The sequence below is a fragment of the Acidovorax sp. 100 genome (assembly GCF_003688355.1).
In the GTDB taxonomy this organism is placed as follows: domain Bacteria; phylum Pseudomonadota; class Gammaproteobacteria; order Burkholderiales; family Burkholderiaceae_C; genus Acidovorax; species Acidovorax delafieldii.
Window position 1 is genome coordinate 4,249,776 of the sequence record NZ_REFD01000001.1, and the last position, 22,882, is coordinate 4,272,657.

Consider the following 22,882-nt stretch of genomic DNA (forward strand, 5'->3'; position numbering starts at 1 on the left):
GTCGCTAAAAAAAGCTACTGCAACACAGCAGCCATCTTCACCGCAGGCTGATCCCCCCACCCGCCTCCAAGCGCCCGAATCAACCCCACCGTCGCCACATACTGCGCCGTCCGCACCTGCAGCTCCTGCCGCCGATTGCGCAACTCGCTGCGGCGCGCGTCCAGCAACTCCAGCTGGCTCACCAAGCCATTGCGATACCGCACATCCGACAACTGCGTGGCCCGCCGCGCGGCCGTCACCGCCCGCCCCTGCGCCTCGGCCTGGCCGGAGAGCAAACGCAGCGAGGTCAGCTGATCCTCCACGTCACGAAACGCATTGAGCACCTGCCCACGGTGGTCCGCCAGCGCAGCCTCCAGGCGCGCCTTGGCGCCCTCGATCTGCGCATCGCGCTGGCCGCCGTCAAAGATCGGCAGCGATAACAGCGCACTCACGCCCCAGGCACGGGCGGACCACTTGAACAGGTCACCCAGCTCGGGCGACGCATGCCCCGCATTGCCCGTGAGCGTGACGGCCGGGAACCACGCCTTCTGCGCCACGCCCACGCGCGCTTGCGCGGCCAGCACGGCAGTTTGCGCGGCTGACACATCGGGACGACGCGCCAGCACCGTGCCGGGCACGCCCGGCGGGATCACCGGCAACGCGGCGTCGCCCGTCGCGGGCGGCAGCACAAAGCCACTGGCCACCTCGCCGGCCAGCACGGCCAACGCGTTGGTCAGCAGGGCCTGCTGACGCTGCAAGGCCAGGGCATCGGACTCGGTGGCCGCCACCTCAGTCTGCACACGGGCCACGTCCAGCTCAGCCACATCGCCGGCCTGCAGGCGACGCTGTGTCAGGTGCAGCGTGTCCTGATAAGCGGCCAGGCTCTCTTGCACCAGCACCTGCTCGGCTTGCACCGCGCGCAGCTGCAGGTACGTTTGCGCCACATCGGCCTGCACCATCAAGCGCGTGCTCTGCAGCAAAGCCTCGCGCGCGTCGGCGTCCAGCCGCGCGGCGTCACTGGTTTGCGAGAGGCGGCCGAACAGGTCCAGCTCGTACGAGGCATTGAGCCCCGCCGTGCCCAACGTGGCAGGTGCTGCGCTGCCCGTGGTGGCAGCGCCTGCCTGGCGCGTCACACCGGCCGAGGCGCCCACTTGCACCGAGCGCGCGGCATCGGCAGAGCGCAGCAGCGAGCGCGCCTCGGCCAGCCGCGCGGCGGCCTGCTGGATGCTGGTGTTGGCCGTGCCCGCGCGCAATACCAGGTCGGCCAGCACCGGGTCTTGAAAGCCCAGCCACCACTCGCCGCGCGGCTGCGCCTCGGCGGGGGCCGCGACCGTCCAGGGGGCGGTAGGCAGTGCGTCGCCCCCTGCCGTGAAGCTGGCGGGCACGGGCACACCCGCATGCGGCGCGGGGGCCACGGGCTGGGTCATACAACCGGCCAGCACCAGGGCGGCGGCCAGGGGCGCCAGCAGGCTGCGCTTGCGCACGCCAAAGGCAGCACCCTCGGTGGAGTTTTTCTTCAATAGCAAATCGGTCATGGTTGGTCTCCTGCCCCGCCCGATGCACCCGTTGCAGTCGGCAGCGGGTGCACCGTGGAGCGCGCATCTAGGGCCACAAAGGTCGTTGTTGTCACCGTGGTCAAGGGCATCACTCGTGCTCCTTGCGTGGCGCAGCCAGCACGGGGTGCGCGGTGCCACCGGTGCCAGTGTTGTGCGAGATAGGCGCCACATGCGCGCCATGCTCCACCAGCGGGCGGTTGCCAGCCAGTTTGCGCAGCAGCACGTAGAACACGGGCGTGAGGAACAGGCCAAAGGCCGTCACACCAATCATCCCGGCGAACACCGCCACGCCCATGGCGCTGCGCATTTCGGCGCCCGCTCCGGTGGACAGCACCAGGGGCAGCACACCCATCACGAAGGCCAGCGAGGTCATCAGGATGGGGCGCAGCCGCAGGCGGCTGGCCTCGATGGCGGCCTGTATGGGCGTGCGCCCGGCAAACTCCAGCTCGCGCGCAAACTCCACGATCAGGATCGCGTTCTTTGCCGACAGCCCCACCAGCACGATGAGCCCGATCTGCGTGAACACGTTGTTGTCGCCCTTGCTCAGCCACACGCCAGTCATCGCGGCCAGCAGGCCCATGGGCACGATCAGGATGATGGCGATGGGCAGCGTCAGGCTCTCGTACTGCGCGGCCAGCACCAGGAACACCAGCAGGATGGCCAGCGGGAACACCAGCACGGCAGAGTTGCCGGCCAGGATCTCCTGGTAGGTCAGCTCGGTCCATTCGAACGTGATGCCCTGGGGCAGCGTCTCCTTGGCGATGCGCTCGATGGCCGCCTGCGCCTGGCCCGATGAATAACCAGGCGCGGGGCCGCCGTTCACATCCGCGGCCAAGTAGCCGTTGTAGCGCATGGCGCGTTCGGGGCCGAAGCTGGGCTCCATCTTCATCAGCGCCGACAGCGGCACCATCTCGCCGGTAGCAGAGCGCACCTTGAGCAGACCCACATCTTCGGCCCGCGCGCGGTAGGCCGCATCGGCCTGCACGCGCACGCTGTAGGTGCGGCCAAACTGGTTGAAGTCGTTGGCGTAGAGGCTGCCCAGGTAGATCTGCAGCGTGTCGAAGATGTCCGTCACGGGCACGCCGAGCTGGCGTGCCTTGGTGCGGTCGATGTTGGCGTACAGCTGCGGCACGTTGACCTGCCAGCTGGTGAACAACCCCGCCAGCTCGGGCGTCTGGTAGGCCTTGGCCATGAAAGCCTTCACCGCGTTGTCCATGGCTTCATAGCCCAGCGAGGCACGGTCTTCGATCTGCAGCTTGAAGCCGCCCGTGGTGCCCAGGCCCGCCACCGGGGGTGGCGGGAACATGGCGATGAACGCGTCCTGGATGCTGCCAAACGCCTGATTCAGCTGGCCTGCCACCGCACCGCCGCTCTGGTCGGCACGGGTGCGCTCGGCAAAGGGCTTGAGCGTGGCGAACACGATGCCGGAGTTGGAGCTGTTGGTGAAGCCATTGATCGACAGGCCGGGGAAGGCGATCGCGTCTTCGACGTTCGGGTTCTCCTTCATGATCTCACCCATGCGGCGGATCACGTTCTCGGTGCGGTCCAGCGTGGCGCCGTCGGGCAGCTGCGCAAAGCCGATCAGATACTGCTTGTCCTGCGCGGGCACGAAGCCGCCAGGCACGATCTTGAACAGGCCAACTGTGGCGCCCACCAGCGCGAGGTAGATCACAAACATCAGCGCCTTGCGGCCGATGACGCGCTTGACGCCGCCGCTGTAGGCCTCTGAGCCGCGATGGAACAAGCGATTGAAGCCGCGGAACAGGCCGCCGAACACCTTGTCCATACCGCGCGTAAGCGCGTCCTTGGGCTCGTCGTGGCCCTTGAGCAGCAGCGCTGACAGCGCGGGCGACAGGGTCAGCGAGTTGATCGCCGAGATCACCGTGGAGATCGCGATGGTCACCGCGAACTGGCGATAGAACTGGCCCGTGAGCCCGCTGATGAAGGCCAGCGGCACGAACACGGCCACGAGTACCAGCGCGATGGCAATGATGGGGCCGGAGACTTCGCGCATGGCGCGGTAGGTGGCCTCGCGCGGGGTCAGGCCCGCCTCGATGTTGCGCTCGACGTTCTCCACCACCACGATGGCATCGTCCACCACGATGCCGATGGCCAGCACCAGCCCGAACAGGGAGAGCGCATTGATCGAGAAGCCCAGCAGGTGCAGCACGGCAAACGTACCCACCACCGACACCGGCACAGCCAGCAGCGGGATGATGGACGCGCGCCAGGTCTGCAGGAACAGGATCACCACCAGCACCACGAGGGCGATGGCCTCGAGCAGCGTGTGAATGACCGACTTGATCGACGCACGCACAAACTGCGTGGGGTCGTACGCAATGCGGTACTCCACGCCTTCGGGCATGTTCTTCTGGATCTCGTCCATGGTCTTGCGCACGTTGGCCGAGATGTCCAGCGCGTTGGAGCCCGGCGCCTGGAACACGCCCATGCCCACGGCCGGATCGTTGTTGAGCAGCGAGCGCAGCGAATAGTCGGCCGCGCCCAGCTCCAGGCGGGCGATGTCGCGCAGGCGTGTCACCGCACCATCCGCACCGGTCTTGACGATGATGTCGCCGAACTCTTCCTCGGTCTGCAGGCGACCCTGCGCGTTGATGGACAGTTGCAGGTCCACGCCGGGCAGGCCGGGCGATGCGCCCACCACACCTGCAGCGGCTTGCACGTTCTGGCCGCGGATGGCGGCCACCACGTCGCTGGCCGAAAGGCCGCGCTGCGCGACCTTTTGCGGGTCGAGCCACACACGCATGGAGTAGTCGCCACCGCCGAAGATCTGCACCTGGCCCACGCCCTGGATGCGCGCAAGGCGGTCCTTCACGTTGAGCACAGCGTAGTTGCGCAGGTAGTCGATGTCGTAGCGGTTGTTGGGCGAGACCAGGTGGACCACCATGGTCAGGTCCGGCGCGCTCTTGACGGTAGTGACGCCCAGGCGGCGCACTTCCTCGGGCAGGCGCGGCTCGGCCTGCGAGACGCGGTTTTGCACCAGCTGCTGGGCCTTGTCGGGGTCGGTGCCGAGGGCAAAGGTCACGGTCAGCGTCATCACGCCGTCGGTGGTGGCCTGGCTGCCCATGTAGAGCATGCCTTCCACGCCGTTGATGGACTCCTCCAGCGGCGTAGCCACGGTCTCGGCGATCACTTTGGGGTTCGCGCCCGGGTACTGTGCGCGCACCACCACGGAGGGCGGCGCGACTTCAGGGTATTCAGAGATGGGCAGACCGCGCAATGCGATGAGCCCCCCGAGGAAGATGAGCACCGACAGCACCCCGGCAAAGATGGGGCGGTCGATGAAAAAGCGGGACAGGTTCATGGATGCAAATTCCTGGTGTCCAGCGCGCTCAGGCGGCTGGCGACTTGGCGGCGTTCTTGGCTTCCTTGCGATCACCCGCAATCTCGGCCTTGGCGGTCATGGGCACAGGCTGTGGCGCCACCACGGCGCCGGGGCGCACGCGCTGCAGGCCGTTGACGACGATGTTCTCGCCCGCCTTGAGGCCCGAGGTGACCACGCGCAGGCCGTCAATCGGCGCGCCCAGGGTGACCTCGCGGTACTCGGCCTTGTTCCCCTCGCCCACCACCATCACGAACTTCTTGTTCTGGTCGGTGCCCACGGCACGCTCGTTGATGAGCAGCGCCTGGGTGTTGCGGGCCTGGCCCATGCGGATGCGGGCGAACTGGCCGGGGATGAGCGAGCCGTCTTCGTTGTCGAACACAGCGCGCACGCGCACGGTGCCGCTCTTGGCATCGACCTGGTTGTCGATGAGCTGCAAACGACCGGCGTGCGGCGTGCCGCCCGTGGTGCCCGTGCCCATCTGGACAGGAATGCGCTCGATGAGCTGGCGGGCGCTATTGCCGCGCTGGCCGCTTTGCAGGTCGGCCAGGGCCTTCACCACGATCTGCTCATCGGTGTCGAAGCTCGCGTAGATGGGGCTCACGGACACCAGCGTGGTCAGCACCGGGGCGCCCGCGCCGGCCGCCACCAAGTTGCCCACGGTGACTTCGATGCGGCCCACACGGCCCGCCACCGGTGCGCGCACCTGGGTGTAGCCCAGGTTCAGCTTCGCGGTCTGCAGCGCGGCCTGGGCGGCGCGCAGGTTGGCATCGGCCTCGCGCTGGGCGTTCAGGCGCTCGTCATGTTCGCGCTGGGCGATGGCTTTTTCTTCGAGCAGGCGCGTGGCGCGCTCCAGTTCGCTGCGGGTGTACGACAGGCGGGCCTGCGCAGCGACCACCTGGGCTTCGGCGCGGTCCACCTCCGCGGCGTAGGGGGCTGGGTCCACCGTGACCAGCAGGTCGCCCTGCTTGACCAGTGAGCCTTCGCGGAAGTGCACGGCCTGCACGGCGCCCGAGACGCGGGGGCGCACATCCACGCGCTGCACGGCTTCGAGCCGGCCAGAGAACTCGTCCCACAGGGCGATGTCTTTTTGCAGCACGGCAGCCACCGACACCGGCATGGCGGGCGGTGCTGCGGGGGCGCTATCCGCCTGCGCCACGGGTGCCTGAAACACCAGAACAGCAGCCGCCACGGTGGCCGTCACGGCCGTGGCAAGGGTGGCCAGACCCAGGGGGCGGCGCTGGGAGAACTTGGAGAAGGATGGGAAGTTCATGGTCACTTTCGATCAGTAGGTGTGCCCTTGTGGAGCACGCTGTGAAACTTGTCTGCCGTGCGCTGGCGCCTGTGGGCTGCGCTCGGCAGGGGTCAATGCAAAGGGGGCGGAATGCAGTCTCGGCAATGACACGGTGGAAAGGTCAATACCCCGGCGACAAACACCGGGGCGGCCTGCGTGCCACCGTCAAAAGACGGTGCGGCCAGGTGCGCTGTGACAGCGGCCGCAGGCCAACGGGATCAGGGGTGCATGCATGGTGTGTTCTTTCCTCCGTGTCGTTTGAATGGGTAACGTGGGCTCTAGGACATGCGGAGCGGTCAACGCCGGGCGAGCGTTTCCCCTCCGGCACGCCAGGCCGGAAATCAAGATGTAAAAAGGGAATGGGGCTCGCGCCGAGCCCGCGTTTCTCTGCCTCCACCCGGGTGGAGGTCAGCGGCTGTCAGGGATGTGAGAAGGTGTCAGGGGCCGTCGTCAGGACGGCACCGGACTTCGCGTGGAGGCAAAGAACTGCCGGAACTGCTCCTGCGCACCCGCCGCACACGGACATTCATGCGGGCCGGTCTGCAGCAGGGCATCGGGCCACTGCGGGTTCTTGGAGAACACGTGGCGCGTGACCGGCAGGCCGGCAGCCTCCAGCCGGGCCGCGTAGGCCAGCGCCTCGTCGTGCATGGGGTCGGTGTCGCCCACCAGGATCAGCGTGGGGGGCAGCCCCGCCAGGCGCTGCGCACCGGCAGGCACCGCATAGGGGTGCTCGGCATCGCGCGGGCAGCGCAGAAAGTTGCGCCAGCCCTCGGTCCACTTGCAGCCCGTGGAGTCCCCCGTGGCCTCGCGCAGCGACGCGGTGCCCACACAGGGGTCCAGCATGGGCGACAGCAGGATCTGCCCGGCCAGCGGGGGGTGAGACTGGTCACGCGCCATCAGTGCCACGGCCGCCGCCAGGTTGCCACCGGCCTCTTCGCCCGCCAGGTACACGGCGGCGCCCTGCCCGCCGAGCTTGGTGCGGTGCTTGTGCACCCACTTGAGCACACCGTAACCTGTGTCCACCGGCTGCGGAAAGGGCGTGAGTGGATACGCGACCGACACCACCACGGCCCCGGCACTCTCCAGCAGAGAAGCCACCGTGCAGCCGTTGTCCAGATCGCCCGACATGAAGGCCCCGCCGTGGAAGTGCACGACCACCGGTGACGCCTGGCCGGTCTTCTTGCGGCCGTACATGCGCACTTCCACGTCCTGCCCCTGGGCCACCTCAATGGTGGAATCGGTGCAGACGGACGCAGCCACCCCGGACGCCTTGGCGGGCGCCGCAGCGGGCTGCGTGGGCAAAGAGGATGAAGACGGGCGGTCGGGCTGCATGGCAGGTACCCAGTAGGTAGGTGGATAGGTGGAAGGTCGGTTGACGATGGATGAAATGTAGTGGGTTGGGCCTTTCTGATAAACAGGTCAAACACCACCGCACTGTTTCCAAAAGCTCAACAATCAAACCGGGGCGCCCGTGTGAGAATTCCTCAGCACCCAATTTGGGTGCTGATGACTCAAGGAGAAGCCATGGACCAGATACAGGCCATGCGCATATTCGTGCGGGTGGTGGAGGCCGGCACGTTTACCCGGGCAGCGGACTCGCTGAGCCTGCCCAAAGCCACGGTGACCAAGCATGTGCAGGCGCTGGAGGAGCGGCTGCGCGTGAAGCTGCTCAACCGCACCACCCGCCGCGTGACCGTGACACCCGATGGCGCGGCCTATTACGACCGCACGGTGCGGCTGCTGACCGACCTGGACGACATCGAGGCCAGCATGACCAACGCGCGCGCCAACCCGCGCGGGCGGCTGCGCATCGACGTGGGCACATCGGTGGCCCAGTTGCTCATCATTCCGCAACTGGCGGAGTTTCATGCCCGCTACCCGGATATCCAGGTGGACCTGGGTGTGAGCGACCGCACGGTGGATCTGATCGGGGACAACGTGGACTGCGTGATCCGGGGGGGCGAGCTGAGCGACCAGTCACTGGTGGCGCGTCGCATTGGCAACCTGGAGTTCATCACCGTCGCCGCACCCGCCTACCTGGAGCGCAAGGGCACACCCACGCACCCGCTGGAGATCGAGGAGAAACATGCCAGCGTGATCTATTTCTCGCCCCAAAGTGGGCGGCACTACCCGCTGGAGTTTCGCCGGGGTGATGAGTCCATCGACATCACCGGCCCCTACCAGCTGAGCGTGAACGAGGCCAACGCCTACGTGACCTCCATCGTGGCGGGTCTGGGCATTGGCCAGATCACCAGCTGGCAAGCCCAGCGCTACCTCGCCAGCGGAGCCCTGGTGCAGCTGCTGCCCGACTGGACCCAACCCCTGCTGCCTGTGTATGTGGTGTACCCGCCCAACCGCCACCTGAGCGCCAAGGTGCGCGCGTTTGTGGACTGGGCGGCCGAGCTGTTCCAGCGCGAGGCCCATCTGCAGCGCAAAGCCTGACGCCCCCTGAGCCGGTTCTATGGTGGCGGTGGTGGGGTGAACGCCCGATGCAAACGACAGGATTGCCCTCAGGGCGTGTTCACGCTCCCAGTCTGTATGCTTGGAGCCATGAGCACTCCAGAGACCCCGCCACCCGCCCCACCGGCCAACAAGCCCACCCAGCCGCGCAACCCCCTGCACGGCGTGACACTCGAAGCCATGGTGGTGGGCCTGGCCGACTACTTTGGCTGGGATGAGCTGGGGCGGCAGATTCCCATCCGCTGCTTCCAGATCGACCCCAGCGTGGGCTCCAGCCTCAAGTTCCTGCGCAAGACCCCCTGGGCGCGCGAGAAGGTCGAAAGCCTCTACCTCTTCATGTTGCGGGACCAGCGGCGCAACGCGCAAGAATGACCAGCGATGCGCGCAGCCATACCGCAACAACGCCCAATCAGGCGGCGCATTCGGCACAGCTGAGCGCGCGGTATCGCAACTTTCTGGTACCGCTGCTGGCGCTGGGCGCCACGGGTGGTTTCAACGCGCTGCTGGTGGCCCGGTCTGGAGCTGGTGATGCAGGCTGGTGGCCGGTGGCCTGGCTGGCCACCGTGTTTCTGGGGGTGTTCTTCAGTGCAGCCTTCATGGCGATGGCGGGCCGCCGCAAGCTGCCGGTCGCCTACGGCATCGCGGTGGCCACGCTGGTGGGCCTGGGGCTTACCGCCTGTGGCGTACTGCAGGCCCACCTGCACACGCCGTGGGGTGCAACCCTGCCCGCCTGGTTAGCGTGGTTCAGCAGCCCCCAGGCGAGGGCCTGGCTGGGCTCTCCCTGGGCCCCGCTGCTTCCCTACGCAGCAGGGCTGGCCTGGCATGGCGCCGCCCTGCTGGTTTTCAATCGCCGGACGTCACCAGAAAATCGCGGCTGATGCCGCCACCCAGGTCGTTCACCCGGTCCAGGAACTGCGTGAGGAACGCGTGCAGCCCGGTCGCCAGGATCTCGTCGATGCGGCCGTACTGCAGATCGGCCAGCAGGCGCCCTGCCCTGCGGCTGGTCTCGGCAGACTGCCCGTTGGCCAGCACGGCCAGGTTGTCCACCACCTCGCGCAGGCACGCGTGCAGCGAGCGCGGCATGTCGCGGCTCAGGATCAGCAGGTCGGCCACGCGGCCCGGCGTGATCACGTCGCGGTAGACCTTGCGGTACACCTCGAACGCCGACACGCTGCGCAAGATGGCGCTCCAGTGGTAGAAGTCGCTTTCCTGGTTGCGGTCGCTGGGGCGGCCAAAGAAGTCGTTCTTTACCGCGTGGAACTTCACATCCAGCAGGCGCGCGGTGTTGTCCGCGCGCTCCAGGAAGGTGCCCATGCGCAAGAAGTGAAACGCCTCGTCCTGCAGCATGGTGCCCAGCACCACGCCGCGAGAGAGGTGCGAGCGGTACTTCACCCATTCAAAGAACTGGCCTGGGTCGCGCTCGAACGCGCCGCCTTCCAGTTGCCGGTGCAGTTCCAGCCAGGTCTGGTTCTGCGTCTCCCACACCTCGGTGGTGAGCGCACCGCGCACGGCCCGCGCGTTCTCGCGTGCGGCACGCAGGCACGACAGGATGGACGACGGGTTGTTGCCGTCGTGCACCATGAACTCCAGCACGTTGGCGGGCGTCACTTCACCATGCTTGGCGGTGTACGCAGGGATCAGCTCGCTGATGGACAGCAGGCCCTCCCAGCCTTTTTGCGCCACATCGGCAGCCTGGGGCAACAGGGAGGTCTCGTAGCTCACATTGAGCATTCTTGCTGTGTTCTCTGCCCGCTCTGTATATCGGGACATCCAGAACAGATGATCGGCAGTGCGACTTAGCATTTTTCCTCCCCGGGCAGAGAACCCCGCGCGTGCTGCGCACGCTGGCTGTGTTGTGGTGAAACCCCGCTTTCGGCGGCGTTTTCAGCCCGCTCGGTGTGGCGGGACATCCAGAACAGATGGTCGGCGGTGCGGCTCAGCATGTTCAGAGGCTCCCTTGCGATTGACTTTGCGACTGACCTTGTCCCTGCGATTGCGACTGGGATTGCACGGCCTTGGGTTGCGCTGCAGGCGTACCCTCGCCCAGCACCCAGGTGTCCTTGGTGCCGCCGCCCTGCGACGAATTCACCACCAGCGAGCCCTCCTGCAGCGCCACGCGCGTGAGGCCGCCGGCGGCCATCTGCACCTCGCGACCGCTGAGCACAAAGGGGCGCAGGTCGATGTGGCGCGGGGCAATGCCGCTTTCCACATACGTGGGGCAGCTCGACAGGCTGAGCGTGGGCTGCGCGATGTAGCCCGCCGGGTTGGCCAGCAGCGCGCGGCGAAAATCCTCGATCTCGGCCTGCGTAGCGGCAGGGCCGATGAGCATGCCGTAGCCGCCCGCGCCGTGCACCTCCTTCACCACCAGGTCCTTGAGGTTGACCAGCACGTGCTGCAGGTCGTCCTGCTTGCGGCACATCCAGGTGGGCACGTTCTTCAGGATGGGCTCCTCGCCCAGGTAGAAGCGGATCATCTCCGGCACATAGGGGTAGACGGACTTGTCGTCCGCCACGCCCGTGCCCACAGCGTTGCAGATGCCCACGTTGCCCGCGCGGTAAGCCTCCATGAGGCCGTAGCAGCCCAGGGTGGAATTGCGGCGGAAGACTTGGGGGTCGAGGAAGTCATCGTCCACGCGGCGATAGATCACGTCCACCCGCTGCAGGCCGCGTGTGGTGCGCATGTACACGAACTTGTCCTTGACCACCAGGTCCTGGCCCTCCACCAGCTCCACCCCCATCTGCTGGGCCAGGAAGGCGTGCTCGAAGTACGCACTGTTGTGCATGCCGGGCGTGAGTACCACCACCGTGGGCTCATCCGCCGTGGCGGGGGCGCTGGCGCGCAGGGTTTCGAGCAGCATGTCGGGGTAGTGGGCCACCGGCGCCACCTTGTGCAGGCTGAACAGCTCGGGGAACAACCGCATCATCATCTTGCGGTTTTCGAGCATGTAGCTCACACCGCTGGGCACGCGCAGGTTGTCTTCGAGCACGTAGTACTCACCATTGCCCTGGGCATCAGGGGCGCGCACGATGTCGATGCCTGCGATGTGCGCGTAGATGTCCTGCGGCACATGCACGCCGGCCATCTCGGGGCGGTATTGCGCATTGTTCAGGATGAGGTCGGCGGGCACGATGCCGGCGCGGATGATGTCCTGGCCGTGGTACACGTCGTGGATGAAACGGTTGAGCGCCGTGACACGCTGCACCAGCCCCTGCTGCATGCTGGCCCACTCGTGGGCAGGGATGATGCGAGGGATCAGGTCGAACGGGATCAACCGCTCGTTGCCTGCGCCGCCTTCGTCCTTGGCGCCGTAGACGGCGAAGGTAATGCCCACGCGCCGGAAGATCATCTCGGCTTCGGCCCTGCGGGCCTGCATCACGTCAGGGGGCTGTTTGCTCAACCACTGCGCATAGCGCTTGTAGTGTTCCCGCACGTCGCTGCCATCAAACGGCAGCATGGCGTACATCTCGTCAAATTTCTGCATGAACGGGCCTCCTGCGATCAGGATAGCAAGTTGTGAGCCCACCCCCGCCCAACACCCCTGGCGGCGCTGCGCCATCGGCCCCGAATCAGTCGTCCCGTGGCACCATGCGGTGCTGCCAGTAGCGCTCGCCGGTGTCGCGTTCGCAGGCCACCTGCCCAGGCTGCGACGAGGACCAGCGGGCGGCCCCGCAGCGCGACGATTCCACCACCGCAATCTGGCGCGCACGGTAGCGCTGCAGCACATCCGGCGCCGGATGACCGAAGCGGTTGCGATAACCAGCCTGCACCAAAGCGGTGCGCGGCTGGACAGCTTCCAGAAAAGCCGCCGACGACGAGGTCTTGCTGCCGTGGTGCGGCACCAGCAACAGGTCGGCCCGCAAGGGCGCGCTGCGCGCCAGCAAGGCTTGCTCCTGCGGTGCCTCGATGTCGCCCACCAGCAGGGCCGTCCCGCCCTCGGGCCCGGCGGCCGTGATACGCAGCACGCAGCTGAGTGCATTGGGACGCGGGGCCTTGGCCGCCACAGGGGCGTCGTCACCGGGCAGCGGATGCAGCACCTCGAAAGCCACGCCATCCCACTCCCAGCGCTGGCCTGCCAGGCAGGGCCTGCTGGGGCGCAAGCGCTGCAGGGCATGCTCGGCTTCGATGGAGCCGGTCAGTTCAGCGCCCGGCTGCTGGGCCAGCACGGCCGCTGCACCGCCCGTGTGGTCGGCATCGCGGTGGCTGAGCATGAGCACATCCACCTGCTCCCCCAGCGCCCGCAGCAGCGGCACCAGCACGCGGTGGCCCGCATCGCTCTCGCGGCTGAAGCGCGGCCCTGCGTCATACAGCAGGGTGTGCGTGGCCGTGCGCACCAGCACGGCATTCCCCTGGCCGATGTCGGCGGCCAGCAGCTCCAACTGCCCCGCAGCCGGCCGCTCCGGCTGCCACCACAACACCGGCAGCAGCAGGGGCAACGCCAGCAAACGCAGGCGCCAGGGCAGGCGCATGGCCAAGAGCGCGCCCCCTGCCACCGCCGCCACACCCGCCCACAGCGGCGCGGCAGGCAAAAACACAGCGGCCCAGGGCCACTGAGCCAGCCACTGCAGCAACGCGGTGAACGGCTGCAGGCTGAGGGCCGCCGCACTCCACAGCGGCGCCCACAACACGCCCCCCAGCGCCAGCGGCGTGACCACCAGCGTCACCCAGGGGATGGCCACCAGGTTGGCGACGAAACCCACCAGCGACACCTGGCCAAACAGCAGCAAGCCCAGGGGCGTGAGCGCCAGCGTGACCACCCACTGCTCGCGCACCAATGCATAAAAATGGCCTGTAGCGCCAGTGCTACTTGCCCCTGTAGCTATTGGATTAGTAGCAAACAGAACGCCCACTGCCACAAAGCTCAGCCAGAAACCTGCCTGTGCCAGCGCCCAGGGGTCCAGCACCACCACGGCCCCACAGGCCAGCAGCCACACCTGGGGCCAGGGCCAGCGGCGCCCGCTCAGCTGCAGCAGCCCCACGATGGCCAGCATGGTCACCGTGCGCTGCGCGGGCACGCCCCAGCCGCTGAACAGGGCGTAGGCCGTGGCCAGCAGCACACCCGACACCAGTGCGGCGGATTGCGCAGGCACCGCCAGGCTCAACCGGGGCGAGCGCCGCCACAACGCCCGCACCACCAGCGCCGCCAGCCAGGCGAACAGCGTGATGTGGAGACCCGAAATGCTCATGAGGTGGGCCACCCCGGTGGCACGGAACACATCCCAGTCTGCACGGTCAATGGCACGCTGGTCGCCGGTGACCAGCGCCGCCACCACGCCCGCCGTGCGCGTGCGGGTGGGGTCGGCGATGTCATTGCCCGAGCCATCCTGCCCGAATACCAGGCGCTCCAGGATGGCGTCCCGCACACGCTGGCGCAACTGCTCCACCGGGTACTGCCAGGTGGCGGCCACACGCACCGGCGGCTCGTCCTTGGGGCCCGCGCGCACGTAACCCGTGGCCTGCAGGCCCTGCTCCCACATCCACAGTTCGTAGTCAAAACCATGCGGGTTGCGCAGGCCATGGGGCGCCTTCAGGCGCACGGTAAGCTGCCACCGCTCGCCCGCACGCACCGGGGCGGGCTGGCGCTGCAGGTCCAGCACCTCGCCCGCACCGCCGAAAGCGCTGCCATACCAGGCCACATCCACCAGGGGCGGCAAGGACACCGGCGCGCCCTGCAGCGTCGCCCCCTCCACCACCATGCGCCAGCGGGTGCCCGCCTCGTTGATCTGCGGCATGGCGGCCACCACGCCGGTGATGCGCAGGTCCTTGCCCTCCAACGCTGCCGGCAATGCCTGCGCCTGGTAGGCCACGGCCCGCAGGCCGGTGCCTCCCGCCATGGCCAGCGCCCCCGCCAGCAACATCAGCCAGGGCGCCATGGCGATGGCACTGCGAGCCCAGCGAAGCCCTGGGCGCCGCCGCGCGGCGGCCACCGCGCCACCGCCCAGCAGCAGACCAGCCCCCAACAGCCACCCATAGGCCGCAGCGGACCACAGCGTGGGCTGCTGCAGCTGCAGCGCAGCCCCGGCCACCACGCCCAGCAACACAGCGGGCAGCAGCCACGGACGCGGGGGCAATGACCCCTCCACGCCCCGGCCTGTGGCGGACAGCGGCGTGGCATTAGAGGCGCTTATAGCGGACATGCGCTGATGCTAATGCGCCGCCAGGGCCTGCCACGTCGGCGCGAGGGTGGGGTGCTGTGTAACACTTACTGCGCTCGGCGGCCTGCGCACCAGACCGCTCTCGTCTATCCACCCACACTTCCTAACGAGGACCACCATGAGCGTTTACGACAAGCTGAAAGAACTCAACATCACCCTGCCCCCCGTGTCGGTGCCCGCCGCCGCCTACGTGCCCTATGTGCAGACGGGCAACCTGGTGTTCCTGAGCGGCCACATCGCTCGCAAGGACGGCAAGCCCTGGGCTGCGCAGTTCGGCCGCGACATCGGCACCGAAGAAGGCAAGCAGGCTGCGCGTGCTGTGGCCATCGACCTGATGGGCACGCTGCAAGCCGCCTGCGGCGGCGACCTGAACCGTGTCAAACGCATCGTCAAGGTCATGAGCCTGGTGAACTCCACGGGCGACTTCACCGAGCAGCACCTGGTGACTAATGGCGCCAGCGAACTGCTGGGCCAAGTGTTTGGCGAGAAGGGCGTGCACGCCCGCAGCGCCTTCGGCGTGGCCCAGATCCCCATGGGCGCGTGCGTGGAGATCGAACTGATCGCCGAACTGGCCTGACAGACCGCGCGCCCCAGCAAAAAACCCATGGCATCACTGCCATGGGTTTTTTGTTGCCTGTGCAGCGCAGGGTCCCGCCGCCTAGGCCTGCGGCAGCCGGGGGCACCCACCTCAGCGTGTCAGAAAGATTCCCAGTCCTCTTCCGCCCCGGCCGTGGCACCGTGCTTGGCGCCTTGCTTCACGCCTGCCGATGATGAAGGCGATTTCGCCGGTGCCGCCGGGGCACTCGCAGTGCTGATGCGGGCTGCAGGGGCACCGCCCGCAGTGGCGGACGCTGCGGGCTTGTTGCAGGTGGCTGGCATGGTGGTTGTCGCCTTGGCCGCGCCGCGCGCGACCCCAATGGCGGCCTGCGCAGGCCCGTAGCTGGCAGCGTTGACCTTGAACATGGATACCTCGCGCGCCAGGTGATCGGCCTGCTCGCGCAGGCTTTGTGCTGCGGCAGCGCTTTCTTCCACTAGGGCTGCGTTCTGCTGGGTCATCTGGTCCAGGTTGCTGATCGCCTTGTTGACCTGCGACACCCCCGCGCTCTGCTCGGACGATGCGGCGGTGATCTCGCCGATCATGTCGGTCACGCGCTGCACCGACTGCACGATGTCGGTCATGGTGCTGCCCGCATCGGACACAAGGCGCGAGCCGGTCTCCACCTTCTCGACCGACGCGCTGATGAGCTGCTTGATCTCCTTGGCTGCCTCGGCACTGCGCTGGGCCAGGCTGCGCACCTCGCTGGCCACCACTGCAAAGCCCCGGCCTTGCTCGCCGGCACGCGCGGCCTCCACCGCCGCATTGAGCGCCAGGATGTTGGTCTGGAACGCAATGCCGTCGATCACGCCAATGATGTCTGCGATCTTCTTGCTGCTGTGGTTGATGTCCTCCATGGTGGCCACCACCTGGGTCACCACCTCGCCGCCCCGGCGCGCCACGCCGGTGGCACCCGCTGCCAGGCTGCTGGCCTGCTGGGCGCTGCCCGCGCTTTGCTGGATGGTGCTGGTGAACTCTTCCATCGCGGCGGCCGTCTCCTGCAGGTTGCTGGAGGTCTGCTCGGTGCGGGCCGACAGGTCCTGGTTGCCGGTCGCGATCTCTGCGCTGGCGATGGCAATGCTGTCCGTGCTTTGGCGCACCTGGTGCACCATGCGCCCCAGCGCATTGCTCATGGCATAGAGCGAGCGCAACAGATCGCCAAACTCGTCGCTGCGCGTGACAGACTCCTGCAGGCTCAGGTCGCCACCTGCAATGCGTTCGGCCAGTCCATTGGCCTGGGCCAAGGGCCGCTGGATGCTGCCAATCAGGTAATACGCCCCCACGATGATGGCCAGCAGCAGCAAGCCCACGGCCACCGCGGCGATCTTGACGGTGAGCATGCGTTCGGCCGCCATCGCCACCTGCGTCTCTGCGGCGTTCTTCTGCAGTTGGGCCACAAACTCGCGCAGAGCAGCGAGGTAGGCCGCCACGGAGGGGTTGTACTTCTGGTTGATCAGCGTCACGGCCTGATCTTGCTGACCGTCACTCTTGAGCTTGCGGGCCTCGCCACGCAGATCGATCATGGTCTTGCGGGCGGCCGCAATCTTGTTCATCTGGGCCTTGTCGGCGTCGGACAAGGCCATGGATTCGAGCGACTTCTGCACCTCGCTGATCTGCGCCGACGTGGCCGCAATGACGTCCTTGAACTCGGCTTCCACCGCTGGGTCGTTGCTCACGATCAGCGCCTGGGTGCGCGCTGCATTGGTTTCGGTCAACCCCGACCAGCGCAGGGCGGCCTGAACCCGCGCCTCCATGTCCTTGCTCACGGCATCGGCCTGGGCTTGCACTTTTGCAGAGCGGTAGGCCGCAAACCCCACCACGGCGACCAGCATGACCACGATCAGAATCACAGCCAGCCACAGCTTGTGGGCCATCCTCAATTGTTTAGGCATGGAGGTCTCCTGGAGTGTGTTTGTCACGAGATGTTGCTCGCTTTCCGACAATTGCACAAACCAGGAGCGGCCGCATGAGGGTCATCCCCAAGCACGATCGGAGGCGCCGCCAAACGCACCGGGTGCGGCAAACCCGTTTCGCGCACCCCGCTCCACTGGCAGCGGCGACGATTGAAGCGGCAAAAAAACGCAGCGATACGGCCCCGGCCGAGCGCTGCGCCGCAGGCAATGCTGCAGTTCGGGTGTGGCTGCAGGACGCGGCAACAGCGCCGGAGGCGTCGTGTGAGCTGTCCTTACTCGACGCGCGTCACTGTCGTGGGCTTGAAGCCCAGGTCTGCTGCCTTGCCCTTGCGGCCGCGCGCGGCACGGGCGTTGTTCAGGCTGCGGATCTCCAGCGTCTCATCACGCTGCTTGCCGCCCCGGCCCACGCCATCGAGGCGAATGCTGCGCGTGTAGGCCGCCGCGCCTGCGAGCTGGTCCTTGTCTTCCAGGTCGATCAGCATCAGCCCCCGGCCGCCATTGGCCATGGTTTTCAGCTCGGTGATCTCGAAGGTCAGGATGCGCCCGCCCGTGGACGCGCAGGCCACGTGCGTGGCCGGCAGCACCGGTTTGCTGCCCGTGGTGCCCGCAGCGTGTGATGGCACACACACGGTTTCGCCCTCGCCCAGGGTGAGGAAGGCCTTGCCGCCCTTTTGGCGCGAGACCATGTTTTCCACCGCCGCCAGAAAGCCGTAGCCGCCCGAGTTGGACAACAGCAGCGTGGCGTTGGCTGGCCCCGCAAAGTAGTGCAGCAGTTGCGTGCCCGATTCCAGCTCGATGAGCGTGGTCACCGGCTGGCCGTCGCCACGCGCACCGGGCAGCAGCGACACGGCCACCGAGTAAACGCGGCCATTGCTGCCAAAGGCCAGCAGGGTATCCACCGTGCGGCACTCGAACGTGCCGTACAGCCCATCACCTGCCTTGAAGGCAAAGCTGGCGGCCTCATGGCCATGGCCGGTGCGGGCGCGCACCCAGCCTTTTTGCGAGACGACCACGGTCACAGGCTCGTCCACTACCTTCACCTCGGCCACGGCCTTTTTCTCGGCCTGGATGAGGGTGCGGCGTGCGTCGGCAAAGGTCTTCGCGTCCGCCTCAATCTCCTTGACCATGGTGCGGCGCAGCGAGCCGGGGTTGTTCAGGATGTCTTCGAGCTTGCCCTGGCTTTCGCGCAGTTCTTTCAGCTCTTGTTCGATCTTGATGGCTTCTAGGCGCGCCAACTGGCGCAGGCGGATTTCGAGGATGTCCTCGGCCTGCCGGTCGCTGAGGTTGAAACGCGCGATGAGCGCGGCCTTGGGCTCCTCGGCCGCACGGATGATCGCGATCACCTCGTCGATGTTGAGCAGCACGGTCTGCCGCCCTTCGAGGATGTGGATGCGGTCCAGCACCTTGTCCAGCCGGTGCTGGCTGCGGCGGGTGATGGTGGTCTGGCGGAAGGCAATCCACTCTTCCAGCATCACACGCAGCGACTTCTGCACGGGCTTGCCATCGAGCCCCACCATCGTGAGGTTGATGGGGGCCGAGGTTTCCAGGCTGGTGTGGGCAAGCAATGCGGTGATCAGCTCCTGCTGCGGGGTCTTGCCCGTCTTGGGCTCGAACACCAGGCGCACGGGCGCGTCTTTGCTCGATTCGTCGCGCACCACATCCAGCACAGCCAGCATGCTGGCCTTGAGCTGGGTCTGGTCTTGCGAGAGCGCCTTTTTGCCGGCCTTGACCTTGGGGTTGGTGATTTCCTCGATCTCTTCGAGCACCTTTTGCGTGCTCACGCCGGGCGGCAACTCGTTCACCACCAGCTGCCACTGGCCACGCGCCATGTCTTCGATCTTCCAGCGCGCGCGCACCTTGAGGCTGCCACGGCCGGTGCGGTAGGCATCGGCAATGTCGCCCGCGCTGCTGATGATCTGGCCGCCGCCGGGGTAGTCCGGGCCGGGCACCAGCGCGAGCAGGTCTTCCTGGCTCAGCGAGGGCGTCTTGATGAGCGCAATGCAGGCATCTGCAATCTCGCGCAGGTTGTGGCTGGGAATTTCGGTGGCTAGGCCTACGGCAATGCCGCTGGCGCCGTTGAGCAACGCGAACGGCAAGCGCGCGGGCAACTGGCGCGGCTCCTCCGTGCTGCCGTCGTAGTTGGGCATGAAATCGACCGTGCCTTCGTCGATCTCATCCAGCAGCAGGCTGGTGATGCGCGACAGGCGGGCCTCGGTGTAGCGCATGGCCGCAGCGCCGTCGCCGTCGCGGCTGCCGAAGTTGCCCTGGCCGTCGATCAGCGGGTAGCGCTGGGCAAAGTCCTGCGCCATGCGCACGAGCGCGTCATAGGCCGACTGATCGCCATGCGGGTGGAAGCGGCCCAGCACATCGCCCACCACGCGGGCGCTCTTGACCGGTTTGGCGGCCGTGTTGCGCGTGGGGCCGCTGTAGCCCAGGCCCATGCGGTCCATCGAATACAGAATGCGCCGCTGCACGGGCTTGAGGCCGTCGCACACGTCGGGCAGCGCGCGGCCCTTGACGACCGACAGTGCGTACTCCAGGTAGGCACGCTGGGCATAGCCCGCCAGGCCCAGGGAGTCGCCCCCGTCATCGCCTGCGGTGGTGAAATCGAGAGTGGGTTGGTCGCTCATTCGTTGGGTACAGTTTCTGGATTCACGTTCTGGGGAGCGGTGGGTGTCTGCGCCACGCGGGTGGGCGGCAGGTTGCCCCGGTTCTGCGCGCCGCCCGACAGCTCCATGCGCACGCGACCGGGCAGCGCACGCTGGGCCAGCACCGGCGCCGGGGGCTTGAGCTGGGCATACAGGCCCAGCACGGTGCGCACATAGTTCTGGGTTTCCCTGAAGGCCGGTATCTGGTTGCCCGCCTTTTGCACCGCGCCTTCGCCGGCGTTATAGGCGGCCACGGCCAGGTCCATGCGGCCAGGGAACAGGTCCAGCAGGTAGCGCAGGTAACGGGTGCCGGTGGGCACGTTCACGGCGGGGTCGGCAAGCTTTTGCTCGACCGAGCGCTTCTTGTCCGCATTCACACCAAAACGGCTGGCCGTGGCGGGCATGACCTGCATCAGGCCCACGGCGCCTTTGGGCGACACGGCGGCGGCGTCAAAGCCGGATTCGGTGGCGATCACGGCCTGCAGCAGCTCGTAGTCCACACCATGTTGGCTGGACGCAGCGCGCAGGTGGTGCTTGACGCGCTTGTAGTCGGGCGCAATGTCAAAAAACGCCAGCAGGCGCGCACCCGCTGCGGGTAGCGCATAGGGCATGGGCGATGCATTGGCCGGTGCATCCCGCGTTGAGTCGAAGTCGTTGCCCCGAAAAAACAGCTGGTAGCGCGCATCGACCTGCTCGGACGCAAAGTGCGTCACGCCGCGCTCATCCACATGCGCCCACAGGTCTGCATGGGCCGTTTGCTGCAAAAAACAGAGCAAACAACCCAATAAGCACCAGCGCATGACGCCATTCTTGTTTGGATTCCTCATGGCAGACCTGTCGGACAGCCCTCGGTCAGATATCGATCTCCACCGCGTCGCCATGCAGCTCCATGAGCTCGCGGCGCGCGGCGGCCTCGCCCTTGCCCATGAGCTTGGTGATGAGGCCTTCGGTGGCGGCAAAGTCCACATCCCCCAGCTGCACGGGCAGCAGGCGGCGGGTGTCGGGATTGAGGGTGGTTTCCCACAGCTGCTCGGCGTTCATTTCGCCCAGGCCCTTGAAGCGGCTGATCTGGCACTTCTCGCGTGCCACGCCATCCTTGGCGCATTTGTCGAGGATGGCCGTCAGCTCTCCATCGTCCAGCGCATACATCTTGGCCGCAGGCTTCTTGCCGCGCGCAGGCACATCCACGCGAAACAGCGGTGGGCGCGCCACATAGATGTGGCCGGTCTCGATGAGCTTGGGGAAGTGGCGGAAGAACAGCGTGAGCAGCAGCACCTGGATGTGCGATCCGTCCACGTCGGCATCAGACAGGATGCAGATCTTGCCGTAGCGCAGACCGCTCAGGTCCGGCGTGTCGTTGGGGCCATGCGGGTCCACGCCAATCGCTACCGAGATGTCGTGGATTTCGTTGTTGGCAAACAGGCGGTCGCGCTCCACCTCCCAGGTGTTGAGCACCTTGCCGCGCAGCGGCAGGATGGCCTGGCTTTCCTTGTCGCGGCCCATCTTGGCGCTGCCACCGGCCGAATCGCCCTCCACCAGGAAGACCTCGTTGTGGGCGATGTCCCTGCTTTCGCAGTCGGTGAGCTTGCCCGGCAGCACAGCCACGCCCGAGCCCTTGCGTTTTTCAACCTTCTGCCCGGCCTTCTGGCGCGTCTGCGCGGCCTTGATGGCCAGCTCGGCCAGCTTCTTGCCGTAATCAACGTGCTGGTTCAGCCACAGCTCCAGCGCCGGGCGTACGAAGCCGCTGACCAGGCGCACCGCGTCGCGCGAGTTCAGGCGCTCCTTGATCTGGCCCTGGAACTGCGGGTCCAGCACCTTGGCCGAGAGCACATAGCTGGCGCGCGCAAACACGTCCTCGGGCAGCAGCTTCACGCCCTTGGGCAACAGGCTGTGCAGCTCGATGAAGCTCTTGACCGCGTTGAACAGACCATCGCGCAGGCCACTTTCGTGGGTGCCACCCGCGCTGGTGGGGATCAGGTTGACGTAGCTCTCGCGCATGGGCTGGCCGTCTTCGGTAAAGGCCACCGCCCAGGCCGCCCCTTCGCCCTCGGCAAAGCTCTCGTTGCCGCTGTCGGCAAAACCCTCGCCTTCAAACAGCGGGATGACCGGGTCGCCGGTGAGCGTCTGCATCAGGTAGTCCCGCAGGCCGCCCTTGTACTGCCAGGTCTGCGTATCGCGGGTTTTTTCGTTGACCAGCTGCACCGTCACGCCGGGCATGAGCACGGCCTTGCTGCGCAGCAGATGGGTCAGCTCGCCCATGGGCAGGGCACTGGATTCGAAATACTTGGCGTCGGGCCACACGCGCACCGAGGTGCCCTGCTTGCGCTCGCCCGCCTCCAGCGGGCGGGCGATCAAAGGCTCGATCACGTCACCGGCGGAGAACACCAGGCGCGCCGCCTTGCCTTCGCGGTAGCTGGTGGCCTCCAGCCGGGTGGCCAGGGCGTTGGTGACCGACACGCCCACGCCGTGCAGACCGCCAGAGAAGCTGTAGGCACCGCCCTTGCCCTTGTCGAACTTGCCACCCGCATGCAGGCGGGTGAAGACCAGCTCGATCACCGGCGCGTTTTCTTCCGGGTGCAGGCCAAACGGGATGCCCCGGCCGTCGTCCTCCACACTGACCGAGCCATCGGCGTGCAGGGTGACGCGGATCTTCTTGCCGTGGCCGGCGAGGGCCTCATCGGCGGCGTTGTCCAGCACCTCCTGGATGATGTGCAGGGGGTTGTCGGTGCGGGTGTACATGCCCGGGCGCTGCTTGACGGGCTCCAGGCCCTTGAGCACGCGGATTGAGCCTTCGGAGTATTCGCTCGCGGAAACAGAAGAGGGTTTGGCTGCCATGGGGCGGATTGTAGTGCGGCACCGCAGCAATAGCTGGATAAATAACCAGCCCTTCAAACCGCTGCGCCAAGCGCTGCATTTTCTGCCGCCCCCACCGCCAACTGTATTGG

Annotated in this window: 16 protein-coding genes; 4 read left to right on the forward strand and 12 right to left on the reverse strand. The window is 66.9% G+C overall.

Features of this window, described 5'->3' with window-relative positions; translation table 11 throughout:
• Nucleotides 1–14: 14 nt before the first annotated feature.
• The 4 genes from C8C96_RS19465 to C8C96_RS19480 all read right to left on the reverse strand — a co-directional run bounded on the left by C8C96_RS19465 (nt 15) and on the right by C8C96_RS19480 (nt 7,501).
• Complete coding sequence (locus tag C8C96_RS19465) at nt 15–1,514, reverse strand: efflux transporter outer membrane subunit (RefSeq protein WP_233584275.1); 1,500 nt, start codon at nt 1,512–1,514, stop codon at nt 15–17.
• 109 nt (nt 1,515–1,623) lie between these two features.
• Entirely contained in the window at nt 1,624–4,857 is a 3,234-nt protein-coding gene (locus tag C8C96_RS19470) for an efflux RND transporter permease subunit (protein WP_121943350.1), read from the reverse strand.
• A gap of 28 nt (nt 4,858–4,885) precedes the next feature.
• The gene (locus C8C96_RS19475; protein ID WP_056061759.1) at nt 4,886–6,148 is read right to left on the reverse strand and encodes an efflux RND transporter periplasmic adaptor subunit; all 1,263 of its coding nucleotides are present in this window, start codon (nt 6,146–6,148) and stop codon (nt 4,886–4,888) included.
• 471 nt (nt 6,149–6,619) lie between these two features.
• Nucleotides 6,620–7,501 carry an alpha/beta hydrolase gene (locus C8C96_RS19480; RefSeq protein WP_192418796.1) on the reverse strand — a complete coding sequence of 294 codons (882 nt, stop codon included), beginning with the start codon at nt 7,499–7,501 and terminating at the stop codon, nt 6,620–6,622.
• A gap of 192 nt (nt 7,502–7,693) precedes the next feature.
• Here C8C96_RS19480 and C8C96_RS19485 point away from each other — a divergent pair, with 192 nt between their 5' ends.
• The 3 genes from C8C96_RS19485 to C8C96_RS19495 all read left to right on the forward strand — a co-directional run bounded on the left by C8C96_RS19485 (nt 7,694) and on the right by C8C96_RS19495 (nt 9,507).
• The gene (locus C8C96_RS19485; protein ID WP_056061756.1) at nt 7,694–8,611 is read left to right on the forward strand and encodes a LysR family transcriptional regulator; all 918 of its coding nucleotides are present in this window, start codon (nt 7,694–7,696) and stop codon (nt 8,609–8,611) included.
• 108 nt (nt 8,612–8,719) lie between these two features.
• Complete coding sequence (locus C8C96_RS19490) at nt 8,720–9,001, forward strand: VF530 family DNA-binding protein (protein ID WP_056061753.1); 282 nt, start codon at nt 8,720–8,722, stop codon at nt 8,999–9,001.
• The gene (locus C8C96_RS19495; protein ID WP_121943351.1) at nt 8,998–9,507 is read left to right on the forward strand and encodes a hypothetical protein; all 510 of its coding nucleotides are present in this window, start codon (nt 8,998–9,000) and stop codon (nt 9,505–9,507) included. The genes C8C96_RS19490 and C8C96_RS19495 overlap by 4 nt, the downstream gene beginning before the upstream one ends.
• On the opposite strand, the gene C8C96_RS19500 is transcribed toward C8C96_RS19495, so the two are convergent.
• The 4 genes from C8C96_RS19500 to C8C96_RS19515 form a co-directional block, all read right to left on the reverse strand.
• On the reverse strand, nt 9,473–10,432 hold the full coding sequence (locus tag C8C96_RS19500; protein ID WP_055400923.1) for an alpha-E domain-containing protein: 960 nt from the start codon (nt 10,430–10,432) through the stop codon (nt 9,473–9,475). The two genes, C8C96_RS19495 and C8C96_RS19500, sit on opposite strands and share 35 nt — an antisense overlap.
• Nucleotides 10,426–10,572 carry an alpha-E domain-containing protein gene (locus C8C96_RS19505; protein WP_121943352.1) on the reverse strand — a complete coding sequence of 49 codons (147 nt, stop codon included), beginning with the start codon at nt 10,570–10,572 and terminating at the stop codon, nt 10,426–10,428. The genes C8C96_RS19500 and C8C96_RS19505 overlap by 7 nt, the downstream gene beginning before the upstream one ends.
• A gap of 2 nt (nt 10,573–10,574) precedes the next feature.
• On the reverse strand, nt 10,575–12,110 hold the full coding sequence (locus C8C96_RS19510; RefSeq protein WP_121943353.1) for a circularly permuted type 2 ATP-grasp protein: 1,536 nt from the start codon (nt 12,108–12,110) through the stop codon (nt 10,575–10,577).
• Between the two features lie 85 nt (nt 12,111–12,195).
• Nucleotides 12,196–14,763, reverse strand: a complete 2,568-nt coding sequence (locus tag C8C96_RS19515; protein WP_121943354.1) for a DNA internalization-related competence protein ComEC/Rec2 — start codon at nt 14,761–14,763, stop codon at nt 12,196–12,198.
• Nucleotides 14,764–14,899: 136 nt separating this feature from the next.
• Between C8C96_RS19515 and C8C96_RS19520 the strand changes: the two genes are divergently transcribed.
• The gene (locus C8C96_RS19520; RefSeq protein ID WP_008906002.1) at nt 14,900–15,358 is read left to right on the forward strand and encodes a RidA family protein; all 459 of its coding nucleotides are present in this window, start codon (nt 14,900–14,902) and stop codon (nt 15,356–15,358) included.
• A 119-nt stretch (nt 15,359–15,477) separates the two neighbouring features.
• Here C8C96_RS19520 and C8C96_RS19525 read toward each other — a convergent pair whose 3' ends face one another.
• The 4 genes from C8C96_RS19525 to C8C96_RS19540 form a co-directional block, all read right to left on the reverse strand.
• The gene (locus C8C96_RS19525) at nt 15,478–17,268 is read right to left on the reverse strand and encodes a methyl-accepting chemotaxis protein (protein ID WP_121943355.1); all 1,791 of its coding nucleotides are present in this window, start codon (nt 17,266–17,268) and stop codon (nt 15,478–15,480) included.
• A gap of 293 nt (nt 17,269–17,561) precedes the next feature.
• Entirely contained in the window at nt 17,562–19,919 is a 2,358-nt protein-coding gene (gene parC / locus C8C96_RS19530) for a DNA topoisomerase IV subunit A (protein WP_116749389.1), read from the reverse strand.
• The gene (locus C8C96_RS19535; protein ID WP_121943356.1) at nt 19,916–20,737 is read right to left on the reverse strand and encodes a lytic transglycosylase domain-containing protein; all 822 of its coding nucleotides are present in this window, start codon (nt 20,735–20,737) and stop codon (nt 19,916–19,918) included. Before C8C96_RS19535 ends, parC begins: the two co-directional genes overlap by 4 nt.
• A 52-nt stretch (nt 20,738–20,789) precedes the next feature.
• Nucleotides 20,790–22,772: a DNA topoisomerase IV subunit B gene (locus C8C96_RS19540; RefSeq protein ID WP_121943357.1), complete on the reverse strand. Its 1,983-nt coding sequence runs from the start codon at nt 22,770–22,772 to the stop codon at nt 20,790–20,792.
• Nucleotides 22,773–22,882 lie beyond the last annotated feature (110 nt).